Source organism: Brevibacterium otitidis, from assembly GCF_042429315.1.
Classification (GTDB): domain Bacteria; phylum Actinomycetota; class Actinomycetes; order Actinomycetales; family Brevibacteriaceae; genus Brevibacterium; species Brevibacterium otitidis.
Map to the genome: position 1 here is coordinate 32,533 of NZ_JBHMAU010000066.1, position 16,626 is coordinate 49,158.

12 protein-coding genes, 1 tRNA gene and 1 pseudogene are annotated in these 16,626 nt (G+C 66.4%); 6 read left to right on the plus strand and 8 right to left on the minus strand.

Annotated elements, in window-relative coordinates:
- Positions 1 to 80: 80 nt before the first annotated feature.
- Complete coding sequence (locus tag ACFFN1_RS09935; RefSeq protein ID WP_376840573.1) at positions 81 to 368, plus strand: YciI family protein; 288 nt, start codon at positions 81 to 83, stop codon at positions 366 to 368.
- A 426-nt stretch (positions 369 to 794) separates the two neighbouring features.
- Here the strand turns inward: ACFFN1_RS09935 and ACFFN1_RS09940 are convergent.
- A pseudogene (locus ACFFN1_RS09940) lies at positions 795 to 1,730 on the minus strand (TerC family protein); the annotation flags it as partial.
- A gap of 145 nt (positions 1,731 to 1,875) precedes the next feature.
- Complete coding sequence (gene uvrB, locus ACFFN1_RS09945) at positions 1,876 to 4,059, minus strand: excinuclease ABC subunit UvrB (RefSeq protein WP_376840574.1); 2,184 nt, start codon at positions 4,057 to 4,059, stop codon at positions 1,876 to 1,878.
- A gap of 140 nt (positions 4,060 to 4,199) precedes the next feature.
- Here uvrB and ACFFN1_RS09950 point away from each other — a divergent pair, with 140 nt between their 5' ends.
- On the plus strand, positions 4,200 to 4,631 hold the full coding sequence (locus ACFFN1_RS09950; RefSeq protein WP_376840575.1) for an OsmC family peroxiredoxin: 432 nt from the start codon (positions 4,200 to 4,202) through the stop codon (positions 4,629 to 4,631).
- Between the two features lie 15 nt (positions 4,632 to 4,646).
- On the opposite strand, the gene coaE is transcribed toward ACFFN1_RS09950, so the two are convergent.
- The 3 genes from coaE to rpsA are packed head-to-tail and all read right to left on the minus strand — an operon-like array spanning position 4,647 to position 9,234.
- Positions 4,647 to 5,822 carry a dephospho-CoA kinase gene (gene coaE / locus ACFFN1_RS09955; RefSeq protein ID WP_376840576.1) on the minus strand — a complete coding sequence of 392 codons (1,176 nt, stop codon included), beginning with the start codon at positions 5,820 to 5,822 and terminating at the stop codon, positions 4,647 to 4,649.
- A 56-nt stretch (positions 5,823 to 5,878) separates the two neighbouring features.
- Positions 5,879 to 7,738: a hypothetical protein gene (locus ACFFN1_RS09960; protein WP_376840577.1), complete on the minus strand. Its 1,860-nt coding sequence runs from the start codon at positions 7,736 to 7,738 to the stop codon at positions 5,879 to 5,881.
- Positions 7,739 to 7,761: 23 nt separating this feature from the next.
- Entirely contained in the window at positions 7,762 to 9,234 is a 1,473-nt protein-coding gene (gene rpsA / locus ACFFN1_RS09965) for a 30S ribosomal protein S1 (protein ID WP_376840578.1), read from the minus strand.
- Between the two features lie 263 nt (positions 9,235 to 9,497).
- Between rpsA and ACFFN1_RS09970 the strand changes: the two genes are divergently transcribed.
- Positions 9,498 to 10,343 carry a class I SAM-dependent methyltransferase gene (locus ACFFN1_RS09970; protein ID WP_376840579.1) on the plus strand — a complete coding sequence of 282 codons (846 nt, stop codon included), beginning with the start codon at positions 9,498 to 9,500 and terminating at the stop codon, positions 10,341 to 10,343.
- Between the two features lie 44 nt (positions 10,344 to 10,387).
- On the opposite strand, the gene polA is transcribed toward ACFFN1_RS09970, so the two are convergent.
- Entirely contained in the window at positions 10,388 to 13,066 is a 2,679-nt protein-coding gene (gene polA, locus ACFFN1_RS09975) for a DNA polymerase I (RefSeq protein WP_376840580.1), read from the minus strand.
- 69 nt (positions 13,067 to 13,135) lie between these two features.
- Here polA and ACFFN1_RS09980 point away from each other — a divergent pair, with 69 nt between their 5' ends.
- Positions 13,136 to 13,588: a PaaI family thioesterase gene (locus ACFFN1_RS09980; protein WP_376840581.1), complete on the plus strand. Its 453-nt coding sequence runs from the start codon at positions 13,136 to 13,138 to the stop codon at positions 13,586 to 13,588.
- Positions 13,589 to 13,685: 97 nt separating this feature from the next.
- On the opposite strand, the gene ACFFN1_RS09985 is transcribed toward ACFFN1_RS09980, so the two are convergent.
- Positions 13,686 to 14,303, minus strand: coding sequence for an ANTAR domain-containing response regulator (locus ACFFN1_RS09985; RefSeq protein ID WP_376840582.1), 618 nt, complete (start codon positions 14,301 to 14,303; stop codon positions 13,686 to 13,688).
- 100 nt (positions 14,304 to 14,403) lie between these two features.
- On the opposite strand from ACFFN1_RS09985, the gene ACFFN1_RS09990 reads away from it, so the two are divergent.
- Positions 14,404 to 14,485, plus strand: a tRNA-Leu gene (locus ACFFN1_RS09990).
- A gap of 95 nt (positions 14,486 to 14,580) precedes the next feature.
- Positions 14,581 to 14,997 carry a phage holin family protein gene (locus ACFFN1_RS09995; protein ID WP_376840583.1) on the plus strand — a complete coding sequence of 139 codons (417 nt, stop codon included), beginning with the start codon at positions 14,581 to 14,583 and terminating at the stop codon, positions 14,995 to 14,997.
- Positions 14,998 to 15,097: 100 nt separating this feature from the next.
- On the opposite strand, the gene pyk is transcribed toward ACFFN1_RS09995, so the two are convergent.
- Positions 15,098 to 16,618 carry a pyruvate kinase gene (gene pyk, locus ACFFN1_RS10000; RefSeq protein ID WP_376840584.1) on the minus strand — a complete coding sequence of 507 codons (1,521 nt, stop codon included), beginning with the start codon at positions 16,616 to 16,618 and terminating at the stop codon, positions 15,098 to 15,100.
- Positions 16,619 to 16,626 lie beyond the last annotated feature (8 nt).

Genomic DNA, 16,626 nt, shown 5'->3' on the forward strand with positions numbered 1-16,626 from the left:
AACGGTCTACCGTACACTCTAACCAGTGAACACCGCGCGGCTATTCCCGTGCGGCCGGCCCTCACGATCAAGGAGCCCTGATGGCAGTCTTCGCAGTTCAGTACACCTACACCGCCGATGTCGAAACGCGCATGCAGGCCCGGCCGCAGCACCGCACGTGGCTCTCGCGGCTGCACGACGAGAACGTCATCCTCGCCGCCGGCCCCTTCGATGAGGAGCGCCCCGGTGCGCTGCTCGTCGTGAACACCGATGAGCAGGCGAACGTCGAAGACATCCTCACCCAGGATCCCTATGCCGGCGCCGGGGTCATCGAGACCGTCGAGATCCGTGAGTGGACGCCGGTCTTCGGGCCGTGGGCGCAAAGCTGAGCGCAGTGACATGAGGCAGTGGGGCCAGCCGGTGCATCCGGCTGGCCCCACTGTTCTGTGCCCGTGGTCCGCTCAGTCCCGGCCGGGGTCGTCGGTGGCTGCTGACTCTGTGCCTTCTGACTCTGTGCCTTCTGAATCCGCAGCTTCGTCGTCCGGCGACACGCCGTCCGCCTCCTCCGGCAGGGCGACGGGTGCGCCGTCGACGCCCAGGCTCGGGCTGGCGCTGCGTTCGGCCGCCGCCGAGGTGCCCGGCAGCGTCGGTTCGGCTGCGACGGCATCCGAGAGCGTTGGCGTGCCCGAGGTGCCGGCCTCCTCGTGAGCGGAGCGCACCTCGTCGTAGGCGTGGGCGGCGTCGACGTACTCGACCGAGCCGTCCTTGTGACGGACCGTGTGCTCGACCGGGCCGAGTGGCACACGGGACGGGAAGCGGCGCATGTGGATGAGTGAGGCGATCGTCGCGATGAGCATCGCCGCACAGATGACGATGAGCGAGGTCCACGTGTTGATGTCCGGCACGGCGGGCAGGAAGGTCTCGTGGGCGGCGTGCATGATGAGCTTGACGCCGATGAACGCGAGGATCGCGGCGATGCCGTACTTGAGGTAGATGAGGCGGTCCATGAGGCCGCCGAGCAGGAAGTACAGCTGGCGCAGGCCCATGAGGGCGAAGATGTTCGCGGTGAAGACGATGAACGGGCTGCGGGTGATGCCGAAGATCGCCGGGATCGAGTCGAGTGCGAACATCACATCGGTCGTGCCGATCGCGAGGAACACGAGCATCATCGGGGTGTAGAACCTCTTCCCGTCGATGCGCGTGGTGAGCTTGTTGCCGTTGTACTCCTCGGTGATGTTGATGCGCTTGCGCAGCAGCTTGATGAGCTTGTTGTCCTCGGCTTCATCATCATCGCCGCCGAAGGCCTGGTTCCAGGCGGTCCACAGCAGGAACGCGCCGAAGAGGAAGAAGACGCCGATGAACAGCTCGATGATGAAGGCGCCGGCGAGGATGAAGGCGCCGCGGCAGATGAGCGCGATGATGATGCCGACCATCAGCACTTCCTGTTGGTACTTCGCCGGGACCTTGAAGCGGGTCATGATGATGACGAAGACGAACAGGTTGTCGATGCTGAGGCTGTATTCGGTGAGCCAGCCAGCGAGGAACTGGGCGCCGTGTTCGGAGTCGCCCATGAGGAACATGATCGCGGCGAACACGAGTGCGAGGGCGACGTAGAAGCCGACCCACAGGCTCGCCTCCTTCATGGAGGGCACGTGGGGGCGTTTGAGGACGATGAGGAGGTCCGCCAGCAGGATGAGGCTGAGGCCCGCCAGGGAGGCGATCTCAAACCACAAGGGCAGCGCAGAGGTCATAGCAGCCTTTCTTCACAGCGTTGAAAGTCTCTCCCGCAGGCTGCGTGCGTGTACCTGCTCCCGTGTCCGGACCGCATGGGCGGACGTGATGACGAACAAGGGATGACTGGGATACTCCCCTTCCAGACCCCTAAGTGTACATCCCTCAGGCGTGGCCCTCTTTCTGCATCGTCCGCAGCTCCTGCTTGAGTTCGCCGAGCTCATCGCGCAGGCGGGCGGCGAGTTCGAACTGCAGTTCGGCTGCCGCGGCATGCATCTGCTCGGTCATCGTGGCGATGAGCTCGGTGAGGTCTGCGGCCGGCGGGCGCAGGTTCGTGCCCTCGCTGGCGGCGGCCGCTGCCCGCTGCTCATCGGTGATGGTGGCGTTGTAGCCGCGGCGGCCCTTGCCGTAGTCGAACTGGGTGAGCAGCTCGCGGGTGTCCTCGTCTTCGCGCTGCAGCCGTTCGGTGATGTCGGCGATCTTCTTCACCAGCGGGGTCGGGTCGATGCCGTGCTCTTCATTGTAGGCGATCTGGATCTCGCGGCGGCGATTGGTCTCGTCGATCGCATAGCGCATCGACGGGGTGATCGAGTCGGCGTACATGTGGACTTCGCCGTTGACATTGCGAGCCGCGCGCCCGATCGTCTGGATGAGAGAGGTGCCCGAGCGCAGGAAGCCCTCCTTGTCGGCATCGAGGATCGCCACGAGCGACACCTCGGGCAGGTCGAGGCCCTCACGCAGCAGGTTGATGCCGACGAGGACGTCGAACTCGCCGCTGCGCAGCTCGCTCAGCAGTTCGACGCGGCGCAGCGTGTCCACGTCGGAATGCAGGTACTGAACCCGCACCTCGTGCTCGAGCAGATAGTCGGTGAGGTCTTCGGCCATCTTCTTCGTCAGCGTCGTCACGAGCGTGCGCTCATTGCGGTCGACGCGGTCGCGGATCTCGCCGAGCAGATCGTCGATCTGGCCCTTCGTCGGTTTGACCTCGACCTTCGGGTCGACGAGGCCGGTCGGGCGGATGATCTGCTCGACGACGCCGTTGGCGCGTTCGAGCTCGAACGGTCCTGGGGTGGCGGACAGATACACGGTCTGGCCGACCCGGTCGAGGAACTCGGTGAACTTCAGCGGCCGGTTGTCGAGGGCGCTCGGCAGCCGGAAGCCGTGTTCGACGAGGGTGCGCTTGCGCGACATATCGCCTTCGTACATGCCGCCGATCTGCGGGACGGTGACATGGCTCTCGTCGATGACGAGCAGGTAGTCCTCGGGGAAGTAGTCGAGCAGGCAGTTCGGCGTTGATCCGGGTGCACGCCCGTCGATGTGCCGGGAGTAGTTCTCGATTCCCGAGGTGAAACCCATCGACTGCATCATCTCGAGGTCGTAGGTGGTGCGCATCTTCAGGCGTTGGGCTTCGAGCAGCTTGTTCTGGCTCTCGAGCTCGTGCAGCCGCTCCTGCAGCTCGTCTTCGATATCGGATATCGCCCGGCCCATCCGGTCCTCACCGGCGACGTAGTGGCTGGCGGGGAAGATGTGCAGGACCTCTTCTTCACGGATGATCTCACCGGTGAGCGGGTGGAGGGTGTAGAGCGCTTCGATCTCATCGCCGAAGAACTCGATGCGCAGTGCGAGCTCTTCGTACTGCGGGATGATTTCGACGGTGTCGCCGCGGACCCGGAAGGTGCCGCGGGTGAAGGCGACATCGTTGCGGGTGTACTGCATCTCGACGAAGCGTTTGAGCAGGGCATCGCGGTCGTGCTGCTCGCCGACGGCCACGGAGACCATGCCCTCGACGTACTCCTCCGGGGTGCCGAGGCCGTAAATGCAGGAGACGGTGGAGACGACAACGACATCACGGCGGGTGAGCAGCGCGTTCGTCGCCGAGTGGCGGAGGCGTTCGACCTCGTCGTTGATGGAGGAGTCCTTCTCGATGAAGGTGTCCGTCTGCGGGACGTAGGCCTCCGGCTGGTAGTAGTCGTAGTAGGAGACGAAGTACTCGACCGCATTGTGCGGCAGCAGCTGCCGGAACTCATTCGCCAGCTGAGCGGCGAGCGTCTTGTTCGGAGCCATCACCAGGGTGGGCCGCTGCACCTTCTCGATGAGCCACGCCGTCGTCGCCGATTTGCCGGTGCCGGTGGCGCCGAGCAGCACGACATCGCGCTCGCCTGCAGCCAGGCGCTCGGAGATCTCTCGGATCGCCGTCGGCTGATCACCGGAAGGCGAGTACTCGCTCACGACCTCGAACGGGGCCACGGAGCGCACCACCTCGGGCCGGTGGCCGATCTTGGGCACAGGCCGCTGCGGGGCGTCCTGCGGTGTGGTGTCTGCCGGGTTGAGGGCCTCACTCGATGCCATGGGACCACTGTACGCCGGGGCTGCAGGCGGGCCAACAGACTGTAGGGTGGAACACGTCAGCGCGGATGAGCGCCGCTTGCGGTCGTCCCAGAATGCTGGCGACGACTACGACGGCTCAGCGCGAATGAAAGGACCCTGCTATGGCCGAGATCGTTTCGAAAGCACACACCACCTGGCGCGGAGACCTCGCCGAGGGTTCCGGCACGGTCGGCCTCGATTCCTCGCAGGCTGCCACCCTCGATCTGAGCTGGGCTTCGCGCGCCGCCCAGCACACGAGCGGCGTCACCAATCCGGAGGAGCTCATCGGCGCGGCCCATTCGGCCTGCTTCTCGATGGCGCTGGCGAATGCGCTGACCGAGAACGGCACCCCGCCGGAGGACATCACCACCGGCGCTGATGTCACCTTCTCCCCTGACAAGGGCATCACCGACATCCACCTCGTCGTCGTCGGCCGCGTGCCGGAGCTGTCGCATGGGGACTTCGAGCGGATCGCGCAGAAGGCCAAGAAGGACTGCCCGGTGTCGAAGGCGCTCAAGGGTGTGAACATCCACCTCAACGCCTCGCTCGGCTGAGCCGGAGTAGCCCCTTCAGCTCGACTCTGAGCGACGGAACTCGTCACGCAGCGGCGTGAAGAACGGTTCCTTCGCTTCGGCGTACCGGCTGGTCGAACGGTCATCGATATGCTGTTCGGCCAGCCGCTTCTTCGTGCCCTCATAGTCGGCGCGCAGGGCGGCATCGGTGCGCAGCCGTTTCGCGAAGTGCGCAGCGAACCGCGCTGACAGGCTGCCGCGGGTGCGCACGTGCACATTCACCGGCTGGCCGGGATCGGCGTTGCGGTGGAAGCGCTTCGCGACGCGCCCGGCGTCGTCCCAATCGTCGAAGGCGTCCACATGGTGCTGTGGGTAGCCGGCAGCCGTCAGGGCCTCAGCTGCGGCATCCCAGTCTGCATCTGAGCGGGTGAGGACCTGGAGGTCGATGATGTCCTTGGCCAGCAGGCCCGGCACGCTCGTCGAGCCGATGTGCTCCACCTCGGCATCGGTCAGGCCCGCCTCGGTCAGCGCGCGCGCGATGCGGCTGCTCAGCCGCTGCGCCGTCTGCCCGTGCTGCTCCCCTGCCGTGACCAGCTGGACGCCGGAGCTCTCAGCTGTCCGGCCGGCGGCGAGATTGTCGGCGAAGGGCTGGATCCGCTTCTCGAACACCGTGGTGAACGCGTCCTGTGCCGCTTCCGGTGTGCCGGAGTTGTCGATGACGACATCGCAGGCGGCGTGACGCTCGACATCGCTGGCCTGCGCACTGATGCGCTTCTGCGCATCGGCTGGGTCCATCCCGCGGGAGTCGACAAGCCGCTTGAGCCGGATCTCGGCGGGAGTGTCGACGAGGACTGCGAGGTGGTACAGGCGCGTCATATCGTTCTCCACGAGCAGCGGCACATCGTGGACGACGATCGGCGCCTCGGCGTGGCGGGCGTAGTGCGCGCGGGTGCGTTCGGCGATCGCCGGGTGCATGATCGCATTGAGCGCTGCCGTCGACTGCGGATCGGAGAAGGCCACCACTGCCAGTCCCCCGCGGTTGAGAGTGCCATCGGGGTGAAGGATCTGCTCACCGAACTCCTCGACGAGCGCAGCGAGAGCCGGTTCTCCGGGTGCGACGATCTCGCGGGCGATCTCATCGGCGTCGATGACGGGAATGCCGCGGAGACGGAACTGTTCGGCGATGGTCGATTTGCCGGCGCCGATGCCGCCGGTGAGTCCGATTCTCAGCATGGCCCTCACTCTACTCTCATCGGTCACGGCGACCGGCGCCTCGGCTGCGGCCGCAGTCAGTCAGTGCGCAGGTCGATGAGGAAGACACCGTCGATGTCCTGCGGCTGCGTGTCAGCGCCGTCGGCGACGAAGGAGGCGATCTCCTCCGCGCCGAGCGGCAGGTAGCTGACGTCCCGGCCGATGACAAGGAAGTCGACGCCCTCAGCGCGCAGCTGTGCGACGGTGTCTGCGGCGCTGCGCTGCCGCTCGGCCGGCTCGCTCGGCAGCGGCTGGCGCAGCACCTCATCGAGTGCATCGCGTTCGGAGTTGAAGAGCATCGGGCTGGTCTCGGACGAGCCGATGAAATAGCCGCCGGTCTCCCGGTAGTGCATCCCGGTGACGGCCTGCCAGACGAGGGCGACGGCAGCGTCCTGCTCAGCCCAGGCGACCGGCCGCGGCATCGTCTTGACGACACTGCCGGTGGGGATGTGCGCGGCATAGGAGCTGGTGTAGAACGCGGGAACCGGCACGGGCCGGGCGGCCACCGGGCCCGAGCTCACAGCGATGAGGATGACAGCTGCGGTGACGCCGGCCATCCCGCGGAGGAACGAACCGGGCGCCAGCGAACGTCCGGCGGCATAGACGCCGACGGCCAGCAGCACCGCGGCAGCGAGCGTCGGGTAGATCGACAGGCGCATCGGCAGCACATTGCCGAGCACCGGCAGCGATTCGATGAGCCGGTAGGGGCCGATGGCCAGCACCTGCCGGCCGGCGAAGAACCACGGCGAGCCGAGCGACAGCAGCCACATGGCGAGCCCGCTGAGCGCAGTGATCCGCACGAGCGCGCCGAGGCGCCGGCTGCGCCACAGCAGCACCGCGACGAGGACGGCGAAGGCGAGCCAGAAGAAGCCGAGGTAGGCGCCGATCTCTGCCGGATCGATGCCCTGCACGCGCGGCAGCGGGTCACCGTCCGGGCGGCCGAGGAAGGTGAACTGGCCGGGGACGACCATCTCAAGCAGATCGTTGTTCCACACGCCGTGGGGTCGGATCGTGTGCTGGGGTGCGCCTGGGCCGGTGGCCATCGTGAGGATGAGCGGCAGGCCGATGAGCACCGCCACCGCGACGGCGAGGCCACCGGCGGCGGCGAAGCGGCGGATGCCGGCGCGGATCTGCTGCCGGTCGAGGCGCGGCCACAGGACGGCGCCTGCGATGAGGCAGAAGATGATCCCGGCGACAGCGAGTCCGGCGGTGAGCTCAGAGCTGACGTAGAGCTGCCAGCCGACGAGGCAGCCGAGTCCCGCGCCGATCCGCAGGGCCGCGCGCAGGCTCACCGCCCGGGCGATGCGCACGAGGCCATAGGCCACCAGCGGTGGGGTGACGGCGACGGCGAGGTTGAGGTGGCCGGCCGACTGTGCGATGACGTAGGTGGAGAAGCCGTAGGCGAAGCCGCCGAGGAACGCCGGGCCGCGGGTGGTGAACTGCCGGATGAGCACCGCAGCCGCGACCGCGGAGGTCGGCGCGGCGAGCATGATCGCCAGGTTGTAGGCGACGACGGGACCGCACAACCAGGTGATGGGCACCAGCGGCAGGGCGATGCCGATGACCGAGGTGTTCCAGGCGCCGTTGACCCCGTCGGGGTGATTCATCAGCTGGGTGAGCAGCAGGTTCTTCTCCCCTGAACCGTGTCCGAGCCAGCTGGCGGAGACATCGGCGGCGTGGGCGAACCACCAGATGAACAGGGATGTGTCGTCGTTGTGGGCGAAGACGGACCCGCCCAGATCGGTGAGCAGCTGCCAGTAGATGATGCACGACCAGGCTAGGACGCACAGCACGAAGGCGCCCCACTGCTTGAGCGGGGCGGTCAGCTGTCGGGTGCGCAGCGCCTCGGGCACGGAGAGCAGACGCCAACGAGGGCGCCCGAACCGTGGTTCGGGCACCCTCGTATCAGGCTGCGTATCGGTCAGTTGCCTGCCAGCTTCTCGCGCAGAGCGGCGAGAGCCTCATCGCTGGCGAGCGTACCGGAGTCGGCCGGCTCGTCGGAGCTGTAGGAAGCCTGCGACGGGGTGTCGGCGGCTTCGGAGGCTCCGGCCTCGGCGTCGGCAGCGATCGCCTTGGCGACCTGCTTCTTGTGCTCTTCCCAGCGAGCCTGGGCGGCAGCGTACTCCTGCTCCCATGCCTCGCGCTGAGCTTCGTAGCCTTCCATCCACTCCTGGGTCTCCGGATCGAAGCCCTCGGGGTACTTGTAGTTGCCGTCCTCGTCGTACTCCTGGACCATGCCGTAGAGGGCCGGGTCGAGGAACTCGGTGGCCTCGGGGTCGACGCCCTCATTGGCCTGCTTGAGCGACAGCGAGATGCGGCGGCGCTCCAGGTCGATGTCGATGACCTTGACGTAGATGGTCTCGTCGACGGAGACGACCTGCTCCGGCAGATCGATGTGGCGCACGGCCAGCTCCGAGATGTGGACGAGGCCCTCGATGCCGTCCTCGACGCGCACGAAAGCACCGAACGGCACGAGCTTGGTGACCTTGCCCGGCACGATCTGTCCGATGACGTGGGTGCGGGCGAAGTGCTGCCACGGGTCTTCCTGGGTGGCCTTGAGCGACAGGGAGACGCGCTCGCGGTCCATGTCGACGTCGAGCACCTCGACGGTGACCTCGTCACCGACGGCGACGACCTCGCTCGGGTGGTCGATGTGCTTCCAGGACAGCTCGGAGACGTGGACGAGTCCGTCGACACCGCCGAGATCGACGAAGGCGCCGAAGTTGACGATCGAGGACACGACGCCCGGACGGACCTGGCCCTTCTGCAGGGTCTGCAGGAAGTCGTGGCGGACCGCCGACTGGGTCTCTTCGAGCCAGGCGCGGCGGGAGAGGACCACGTTGTTGCGGTTCTTGTCCAGTTCGATGATCTTGGCCTCAACCTGCTGGCCGATGTACGGCGAGAGGTCCCGGACGCGGCGCATCTCGACGAGCGAGGCCGGCAGGAAGCCGCGCAGTCCGATGTCGACGATGAGACCGCCCTTGACGACCTCGATGACGGTGCCGGTGACGACGCCTTCGTCTTCCTTGATCTTCTCGACGTCACCCCAAGCGCGCTCGTACTGGGCGCGCTTCTTCGACAGCATCAGGCGTCCGTCCTTGTCCTCCTTCGTGAGGACCAGGGCTTCGATCTCATCTCCGACCTCGACCACCTCAGCAGGGTCGACATCGTGCTTGATCGACAGTTCGCGCGAAAGGATGACGCCTTCCGTCTTGTATCCGATGTCGACCAGAACTTCGTCGCGGTCGACCTTGACGATCGTGCCTTCAACGATGTCTCCGTCGTTGAAGTACTTGATGGTCTCGTCGACTGCCGCGAGGAAATCGTCTGCAGATCCGATGTCGTTGACTGCGATCTGCTCGTTGGTCGCCGTTCCCGGCGTAGTGGTGGTCATAAAGGTTGAGGCTCCGTAATGGACTTTTCACCGGCGCGGACGCCGGTGGCTAGATGGACTGATGGACTTGTGGCATGCACCGCCGCGGTGAATGTGTCACCATGAGTGAATCGGGAATGCCCAGGATTTCCGACGGTGTCTGTTCTCATGACGGGAACCGCACCCACACGCGTCGCGCATACGGTAACCAATGCTAGCATCTTCGGTGCGCCCGGCGCACACGCGCGAGCAGAGTTTACTTTTCACAGCACTGGAGCGTTCCCATGACGGACAGCGAGTACTTCCCGGAAACCATCAGCGGCGGCTACCTCGCCATCGACGAAGAGGCGTCAGTGCGGGCGAATCGCAGCTACTGGGACCATTCTGCCGAGGAGTATCTTGCCGAGCACGGGAGCTTCCTCGGGGCCGCGGAGTTCGTCTGGTGTCCAGAGGGAATTCACGAATCTGACATCCAGCTGCTCGGTGATGTGACCCGGCAGCAGGTGCTGGAGGTCGGCTGCGGTGCCGGGCAGTGCTCCCGCTGGCTGGCGGAGCAGGGGGCGATCACCACCGGCGTCGATCTGTCCTCGGGCATGCTCGAGCAGGCCTCCCGGCTGCAGAAGGAGCACCCGCTCTCCGACACCGCTGTGCGGCCGACCTTCCTGCAGGCCGATGCCCGGCAGCTGCCGTTCGCCTCCAACAGCTTCGACATCGCCTTCTCCTCCTATGGCGCCCTCCCCTTCGTCAAGGACGCCGAGGTGGTCCTCGCCGAGGTGGCCCGCGTGCTGCGTCCCGGCGGCCGCTGGGTCTTCTCGGTCACGCATCCGGTGCGCTGGATGTTCCCCGATGTGCCCGGCGAGTCCGGACTGGCGGTCGAATACTCCTATTTCGACCGCACGCCCTATGTCGAGATCGACAGCTCCGGCGAACCCGTCTACGCCGAGCATCACCGCACCTTCGGCGACTGGATCTCCCTGCTCGTCGCCGCCGGCTTCGAGCTCACCGGCGTGACCGAGCCCGAATGGCCTGAGCACAATGAGACCGCCTGGGGCGGCTGGTCGCCGCTGCGCGGCTCCCTCATGCCGGGCACCGCGATCTTCTCCACCCGCCTGCCGGCTGCAGCTCAGTGAAGCCGGATCAGCGAGCAGGCCTCATCAGCAGGGCCTGCACCGGTTCAGTGGGCGGCGTCCTGCCAGGAGCGGCCGATGCCGATGTTGACACTGAGCGGTACCGACAGCTCTGCCGCACCGCCCATCGTCGTGCGCAGCACCTCGCAGACGGCCTCACGTTCGCCGTCGGCGAGTTCGACGATGATCTCATCGTGGACCTGCAGCAGCATCCGGCTGCGCACATCCGCCTCGGCGAGGGCGGTGCTGAGGTTGAGCATCGCGATCTTCATGATGTCGGCAGCTGAGCCCTGGATCGGAGCGTTGAGGGCTGCACGCTCAGCCATCTCGCGGATCTGCCGGTTGGAGCTGCCGAGTTCGGGCAGATAGCGGCGCCGGCCGTACATCGTCTCGGTGAAGCCGCGGCCGCGGGCCTCCTCGACGATCTGATCGAGGTACTCCTTGACCGCGCCGAAGCGCTCGAAGTAGCCGTCCATGAGGCCGCGGGCCTCCTCGACGGAGATCCGCAGCTGGCGGGACAGGCCGTAGGCGGAGAGCCCGTAGACGAGGCCGTAGGACATCGCCTTGACCTTCGCACGCATCTCCGGGGTCACCTCGTCGACGCCGACGCCGAACACCTTGGAGCCGACATAGGAGTGCAGGTCCTCACCGGCGTTGAAGGCGGCGATGAGGCTCTCATCACCGGACAGGTGGGCCATGATCCGCATCTCGATCTGCGAATAGTCCGCGGAGACGAGATCCGTGTAACCGGCATCAGCAGCGGAGACGAAGACGTGGCGGATGCGCCGGCCGGCTTCGGTGCGGACCGGGATGTTCTGCAGGTTCGGGTCGGTCGAGGACAGCCGCCCGGTCGCCGCGATCGTCTGCTGGTAGACGGTGTGGATGCGGCCGTCAGCGGCGACCATCCGCTCCAGGCCGGCGACCGTCTGCTTGAGCTTCGTGACATCGCGGTGGGCGAGCAGATGCTCGAGGAAGGGATGCTCGCTCTTGACGTAGAGGTCGGCCAGCGCCTCGGCATTGGTGGTGTAGCCGGTGCGGGTCTTGCGGGTCTTGGGCAGCTCCAGCTCCTCGAACAGCACCACCTGCAGCTGCTTGGGTGAGTTGAGGTTGACCTCGTGACCGATCTCCTCATAGGCCTGCTGGGCGCACATCTCAGCCTGCTGCGTGAATTCCGCGATGAGGGCCGAGAGCTCGGTGCGGTCGACGGCGATGCCGGTGTGCTCCATATCGGCGAGCACCTGCACAAGCGGCACTTCGATCTCATCGAGCACCCCGGTCATCCCGGCCTTCTCGATCTGCGCGGCGAGCACCGGCGCCAGATGCAGGATCGCCGCGGCCGCCTGTCCGTGCTCCCGCAGCCTCGCGTCGTCGCCGGCGAGGTCGAGGGCGAGCTGGCCGTCGTCGGCCGGTTCGCTCAGCACGATCCCGCAGTGGGTGCTCGCAAGCTCGGCGAGCTCATAGGAGCGTGCGCCCGGTTCGAGCAGATAGCCGGCGATCTCCGTGTCGACGCTGAACCGCACATCCCGGTAGCCGGCCTCGGCGAGGGCCTTGAGCTGTGTCTTCGCACCGTGGAAGGCCAGCTGGGTGTGCGCGCTGAGGAACGCGGAGAGCGCATCAACGGCAGCGGTGTCGAGGCCCGTGAGATCCGCGGCGATGGCGGCATCCTCACGTGCCAGGCCGATGACATCGACACTGCCGTCCCCGAGCTCATAGGTGCCGTTCGTCGCAACGGCGACGGGCACCTCGGCGCCGGTGTCGGACAGCCAGGCGATGAGGCTGGCGCTGTCGACGACGGCCACCTCCGGCAGGTCGGCGGCTGGCACCTCGGCTGCGGTGTCAGCGGTGCCGATGAGATCGTCGAGGCGCCCGCCCAGCTGCCGGAACTCCAGCTGGTCGAAAAGCTCGTTCACGGCCGGACGGTCGACGCCGCTCCAGGTGACATCGGTGACGGCGACCGGCAGCTCCAGGTCGTCGATGAGCCGATTGAGCCGGTAGTTGCGTTCGACGTCGCCGAGGTGGTCGCGCAGGTTCCCACCGACCTTGCCGCCGATGTCCGCAGCGCTGTCGATGACGCTGGGCAGGTCGCCGTACTTCGCCAGCCACTTCGCAGCGGTCTTGTCCCCGACCCCGGGCACGCCGGGCAGATTGTCAGCCTTCTCCCCCACGAGGGCGGCCAGGCCGCGGTAGTTCGCCGGGCTGACCCCGTACTTCTCCTCGATCGCGGCCGGCGTCATGCGGCTGAGGTCGGAGACTCCGCGCTTGGGGTAGAGGATCGTGACGCCCTCGCGGGCGAGCTGGAAGGAGTCCTTGTCGCCGGTGATGACATAGGTGTCGATGCCGGCCTCCTCACCCTGCCGGGCGAGGGTGGCGAGGACATCGTCGGCTTCGTAGTTCTCCTTCGTCACCACCGCGATGTTCATCGCTTCGAGCACCTGCTTGATGAGTTCGACCTGGCCGTGGAACTCCTCCGGCGTCTTCGCACGCCCGGCCTTGTACTCGCTGTACTCCGCCAGCCGGAAGGTCTCGCGCCCGAGGTCGAAGGCCACAGCGATGTGGCTGGGCGCCTCGGCGCGGCAGACGTTGAGCAGCATGGACACGAACCCGAACACAGCGTTCGTCGGCTGCCCGGTGGTGGTGGAGAAGTTCTCCACCGGCAGCGCATAGAACGCCCGGTAGGCGAGGGAGTGTCCGTCGATGAGAAGGAGTTTCTGGCTCTGATCGCTCACCCTTTCACCCTAGCGCGCCGGCCGGCACGGCGACCACTGCCCGGCAGCGCGATCCCGTAGAGTCAGAGCATGAACGAAGATGATCTCCTTCCCCTCACACAAGACACCCCGCCCGAGGTGCGGGCGCAGCTGGTGGCCGGGAACGTCGCCCGCAGTGCCGGCACCCTGCTCGAACGCGTCGGCATCGTCGTCGAGGACGTGTCCTATGAGCAGGCGGTCGCCTCGATGCCGGTGGAGGGCAATACGCAGCCCTTCGGTCTGTTCCATGGCGGCGCGCATGTCGTCATCGCCGAATCGCTGGCCTCTCTGCACTCGTACTTCCTCTCAGCGCGGCCGGTGGTGGGAGTCGATCTCAATGCCACACATGTGCGCGCGACCAAGGAGGGTCGTGTGCATGCGACGGCGACGGTGAATCATCACGGCCGCAGGGTGATCAACCACGAGGTGCGGATGACCGATGACGACGGCCGGCTGCTGTCGATCGTGCGGATCACGAATATGGTGCTCTCCGGGCGCAGCTGACGCAGATCGGCCCTGCCGCCTGCTGGCGGTCGGGGCCGATCTGTCACGTCTGTGCGGTCCGGCGGGCTGCTGTGCGGCTGCCGGACGTGCTGCTGCGTTACTTCTTGCTGCCGATCTGTTCGAGCACGGTCTCGGCGACTTCGCGCATCGTCAGGCGACGATCCATCGAGGTCTTCTGGATCCAGCGGAAGGCCTCGGGTTCGCTCAGACCCATGCTGGAGATGAGCAGGCTCTTGGCGCGCTCGACGAGCTTGCGGGTCTCGAACCGGTCGGTCATATCGGCGATCTCGGATTCGAGGGCGGTGATCTCGGCGTGCCGGGACAGCGCGATCTCCAGGGCGGGGACGAGATCGCCTGCGGTGAAGGGCTTGACGACATAGGCCATCGCGCCGGCATCGCGGGCGCGTTCGACGAGCTCCTTCTGGCTGAACGCCGTCAGCAGCACGACTGGGGCGATGCGGGCCTTGGTGATCCGCTCAGCGGCGGAGATGCCGTCGAGGACGGGCATCTTGATGTCCATGACGACGAGGTCAGGGCGCAGCTCCTCTGCCAGCCGGATGGCCGATTCGCCGTCGGCAGCCTCGCCCACGACGTCGTAGCCGACTTCGCGCAGCATCTCGACGATGTCGAGTCGAATGACGGCTTCGTCTTCTGCCACGACGACACGACGCACGACGCCGTTCTCTGTCTTGGGTGCTTCTTCTTCATTAGCCACGCTTTCATCTTAGTCACGCCGCTGCGCGTTTTGACAGCGCGGGCCGGTGTTCATCCGGAGGTGCGGGTGGGCGCCCGGCTGGTCTAGGATGTTCTTCGTTGCCGGATTGGCGGAATTGGTAGACGCGCCGCACTCAAAATGCGGTATCGAGAGGTGTGTGGGTTCGAGTCCCACATCCGGCACTTTTTTCCTGCACCGCTGCACCCGGTTGCAGGCCGTTCACTCGCGCTCAACCCCGGTGCGCACAGCACCCGTCACCGCCTGGGACAATGAGAGCATGGCTTTTCTACTCCGCGTCATCGTCAACGCCGTCGCCATCTGGGTGGCCACCGCGCTGCTGCCCGGCCTGTCCATCAGCAGCGCCGACACCATCCTCACGGGTCTGGGCCCCAGCGCCTCGGCCGTCATCTCCTATCTCGTCATCGGGCTGATCTTCGGGGTCGTCAACGCGATCATCCGGCCGCTCATCGAGTTCATCGCCGTGCCGATCACCTGTCTGACCCTCGGCCTGTTCACCATCATCATCAATGCGGCGATGGTGTCGCTGACGGCATGGTTCTCCGCCTTCACACCCATCAAGCTCGTCGTCGACAGCTTCTTCGGGACGGCGATCCTCGCCTCGATCATCATCGCCGTCGTATCGTTCGTGCTGAATTTCTTCGTCCGCCCACGCGAAAGCGACGACGCCCGCTGAGTGCCGTCCCGTTCGGGAACGGCCGTCAGCGGGCGTCGTCGCTGCCGGGCGCCTGAGGCGCAGTCCTCCCCGCCCTCAGGCGGAGTTCTGTCTGAGCGCCTCAGTTGGAGTTCTGCGTATAGGGCTGCGGTTCGGTGATCTCGCCGTAGACTTCGTTGACCGGGCCGGTGTCGGTGTCATCGCGGTAGGCGGCAGCCTTGCCGGTGATCGCATTGCCGACAGTGTGGATGCGCAGCGCGTTCGTCGAACCGACGATTCCTGGAGGCGAGCCGGCGACGATGATGCACTTCTCGCCGTCTTCGGCCAGGCCGCGGGAGCGCAGCACATGGTCGACCTGCCGGGCCATCTGGTCGGTGTGGCGGACCTGGTTGACGAGGAAGGCGCGCACACCCCAGGTCAGCGCGAGCTGATGGTAGACCCGAACATCCGGGGTGAAGGCGAGGATCTGCTGCATCACCCGCAGCCGTGACATACGGCGCACCGAGTCGCCGGACTGGCTGAAGGTGCACAGGATGTCGATGTCGAGCTGCTCGGCGATCCGCACTGCTGCCGCGGTCACTGCACCACCCTGCGTGTGCGGTTCGGTGCCCAGCGGCGCGATCCGGTCGAGGCCGTGTTCCTCGGTCGATTCGATGATCCGCGTCATCGTGCGCACCGCATCGAGCCAGTGCGCGCCGACGGAGGTCTCACCGGAGAGCATGAGCGCATCTGCGCCGTCGAGCACAGCATTGGCGCAGTCGCTGGCTTCAGCACGGGTGGGCCGCGGCTCCTCGATCATCGATTCGAGCATCTGCGTGGCGACGATGACGGGCTTGGCGTTGCGGCGGCACAGTTCGACGGTGCGCTTCTGCACGATCGGCACCTGCTCCAGCGGCAGCTCGACACCGAGGTCGCCGCGGGCCACCATGACACCGTCGAAGGCATCGACGATGCTCTCCAGCGACTCGACCGCCTGCGGCTTCTCCAGCTTCGCGATGAGCGGGACGAGGATCCGCTCCTCCCGCATCACCTCGCGGACGGTCTCAGCGTCATCGGCATCGCGGACGAAGGACAGCGCCACCCAGTCGGCGCCCAGGCGCAGACCCCAGCGCAGATCGTCGACGTCCTTCTCCGTCATCGCCGGCACTGAGACGGGCACACCGGGCAGATTGATGCCCTTGTGGTCGGAGATCCGGCCGGGCACCTCGACCTCACAGGTGACGTCAGTGTCGGTCACCGCGGTGGCGCGCAGCCGGATCCGGCCGTCATCGACGAGCAGCGGATCCCCGACCTCGATGTCACGGGCGAGACCAGGGTAGGTGGTCCCCACCTCGGTCTCGGAGCCGATGATGTCACGGGTGGTGATGGTGAAGGTGTCGTCCTTGCGCAGTTCGGGTTTGAGGCCGTCGGCGAAGGTGCCGACGCGGATCTTGGGACCCTGCAGGTCGATGAGCACGCTCACCGGTTCGCCGGTGTCGCGGCCGGCCTTGCGCACCCAGCGGTACTTCTCTTCGTGCTGTTCGTGGGTGCCGTGGCTGAGGTTGAATCGGAAGACATTGACGCCTTCTTCGATCAGCGACCGGATGTCTTCGTAGTTCTGCTGTGCGGGTCCGAGAGTGGCGACGATCTTTGCATGCCTCATACTCCCCA

Coding starts and splice junctions, on each gene's coding strand:
- rpsA (WP_376840578.1), bottom strand. CDS start 9,234: ATGACCACCACTACGCCGGGAACGGCGACCAACGAGCAGATCGCAGTC.
- ACFFN1_RS09995 (WP_376840583.1), top strand. CDS start 14,581: ATGGCTTTTCTACTCCGCGTCATCGTCAACGCCGTCGCCATCTGGGTG.
- pyk (WP_376840584.1), bottom strand. CDS start 16,618: ATGAGGCATGCAAAGATCGTCGCCACTCTCGGACCCGCACAGCAGAAC.
- uvrB (WP_376840574.1), bottom strand. CDS start 4,059: ATGGCATCGAGTGAGGCCCTCAACCCGGCAGACACCACACCGCAGGAC.
- ACFFN1_RS09970 (WP_376840579.1), top strand. CDS start 9,498: ATGACGGACAGCGAGTACTTCCCGGAAACCATCAGCGGCGGCTACCTC.
- ACFFN1_RS09980 (WP_376840581.1), top strand. CDS start 13,136: ATGAACGAAGATGATCTCCTTCCCCTCACACAAGACACCCCGCCCGAG.
- ACFFN1_RS09935 (WP_376840573.1), top strand. CDS start 81: ATGGCAGTCTTCGCAGTTCAGTACACCTACACCGCCGATGTCGAAACG.
- ACFFN1_RS09950 (WP_376840575.1), top strand. CDS start 4,200: ATGGCCGAGATCGTTTCGAAAGCACACACCACCTGGCGCGGAGACCTC.
- coaE (WP_376840576.1), bottom strand. CDS start 5,822: ATGCTGAGAATCGGACTCACCGGCGGCATCGGCGCCGGCAAATCGACC.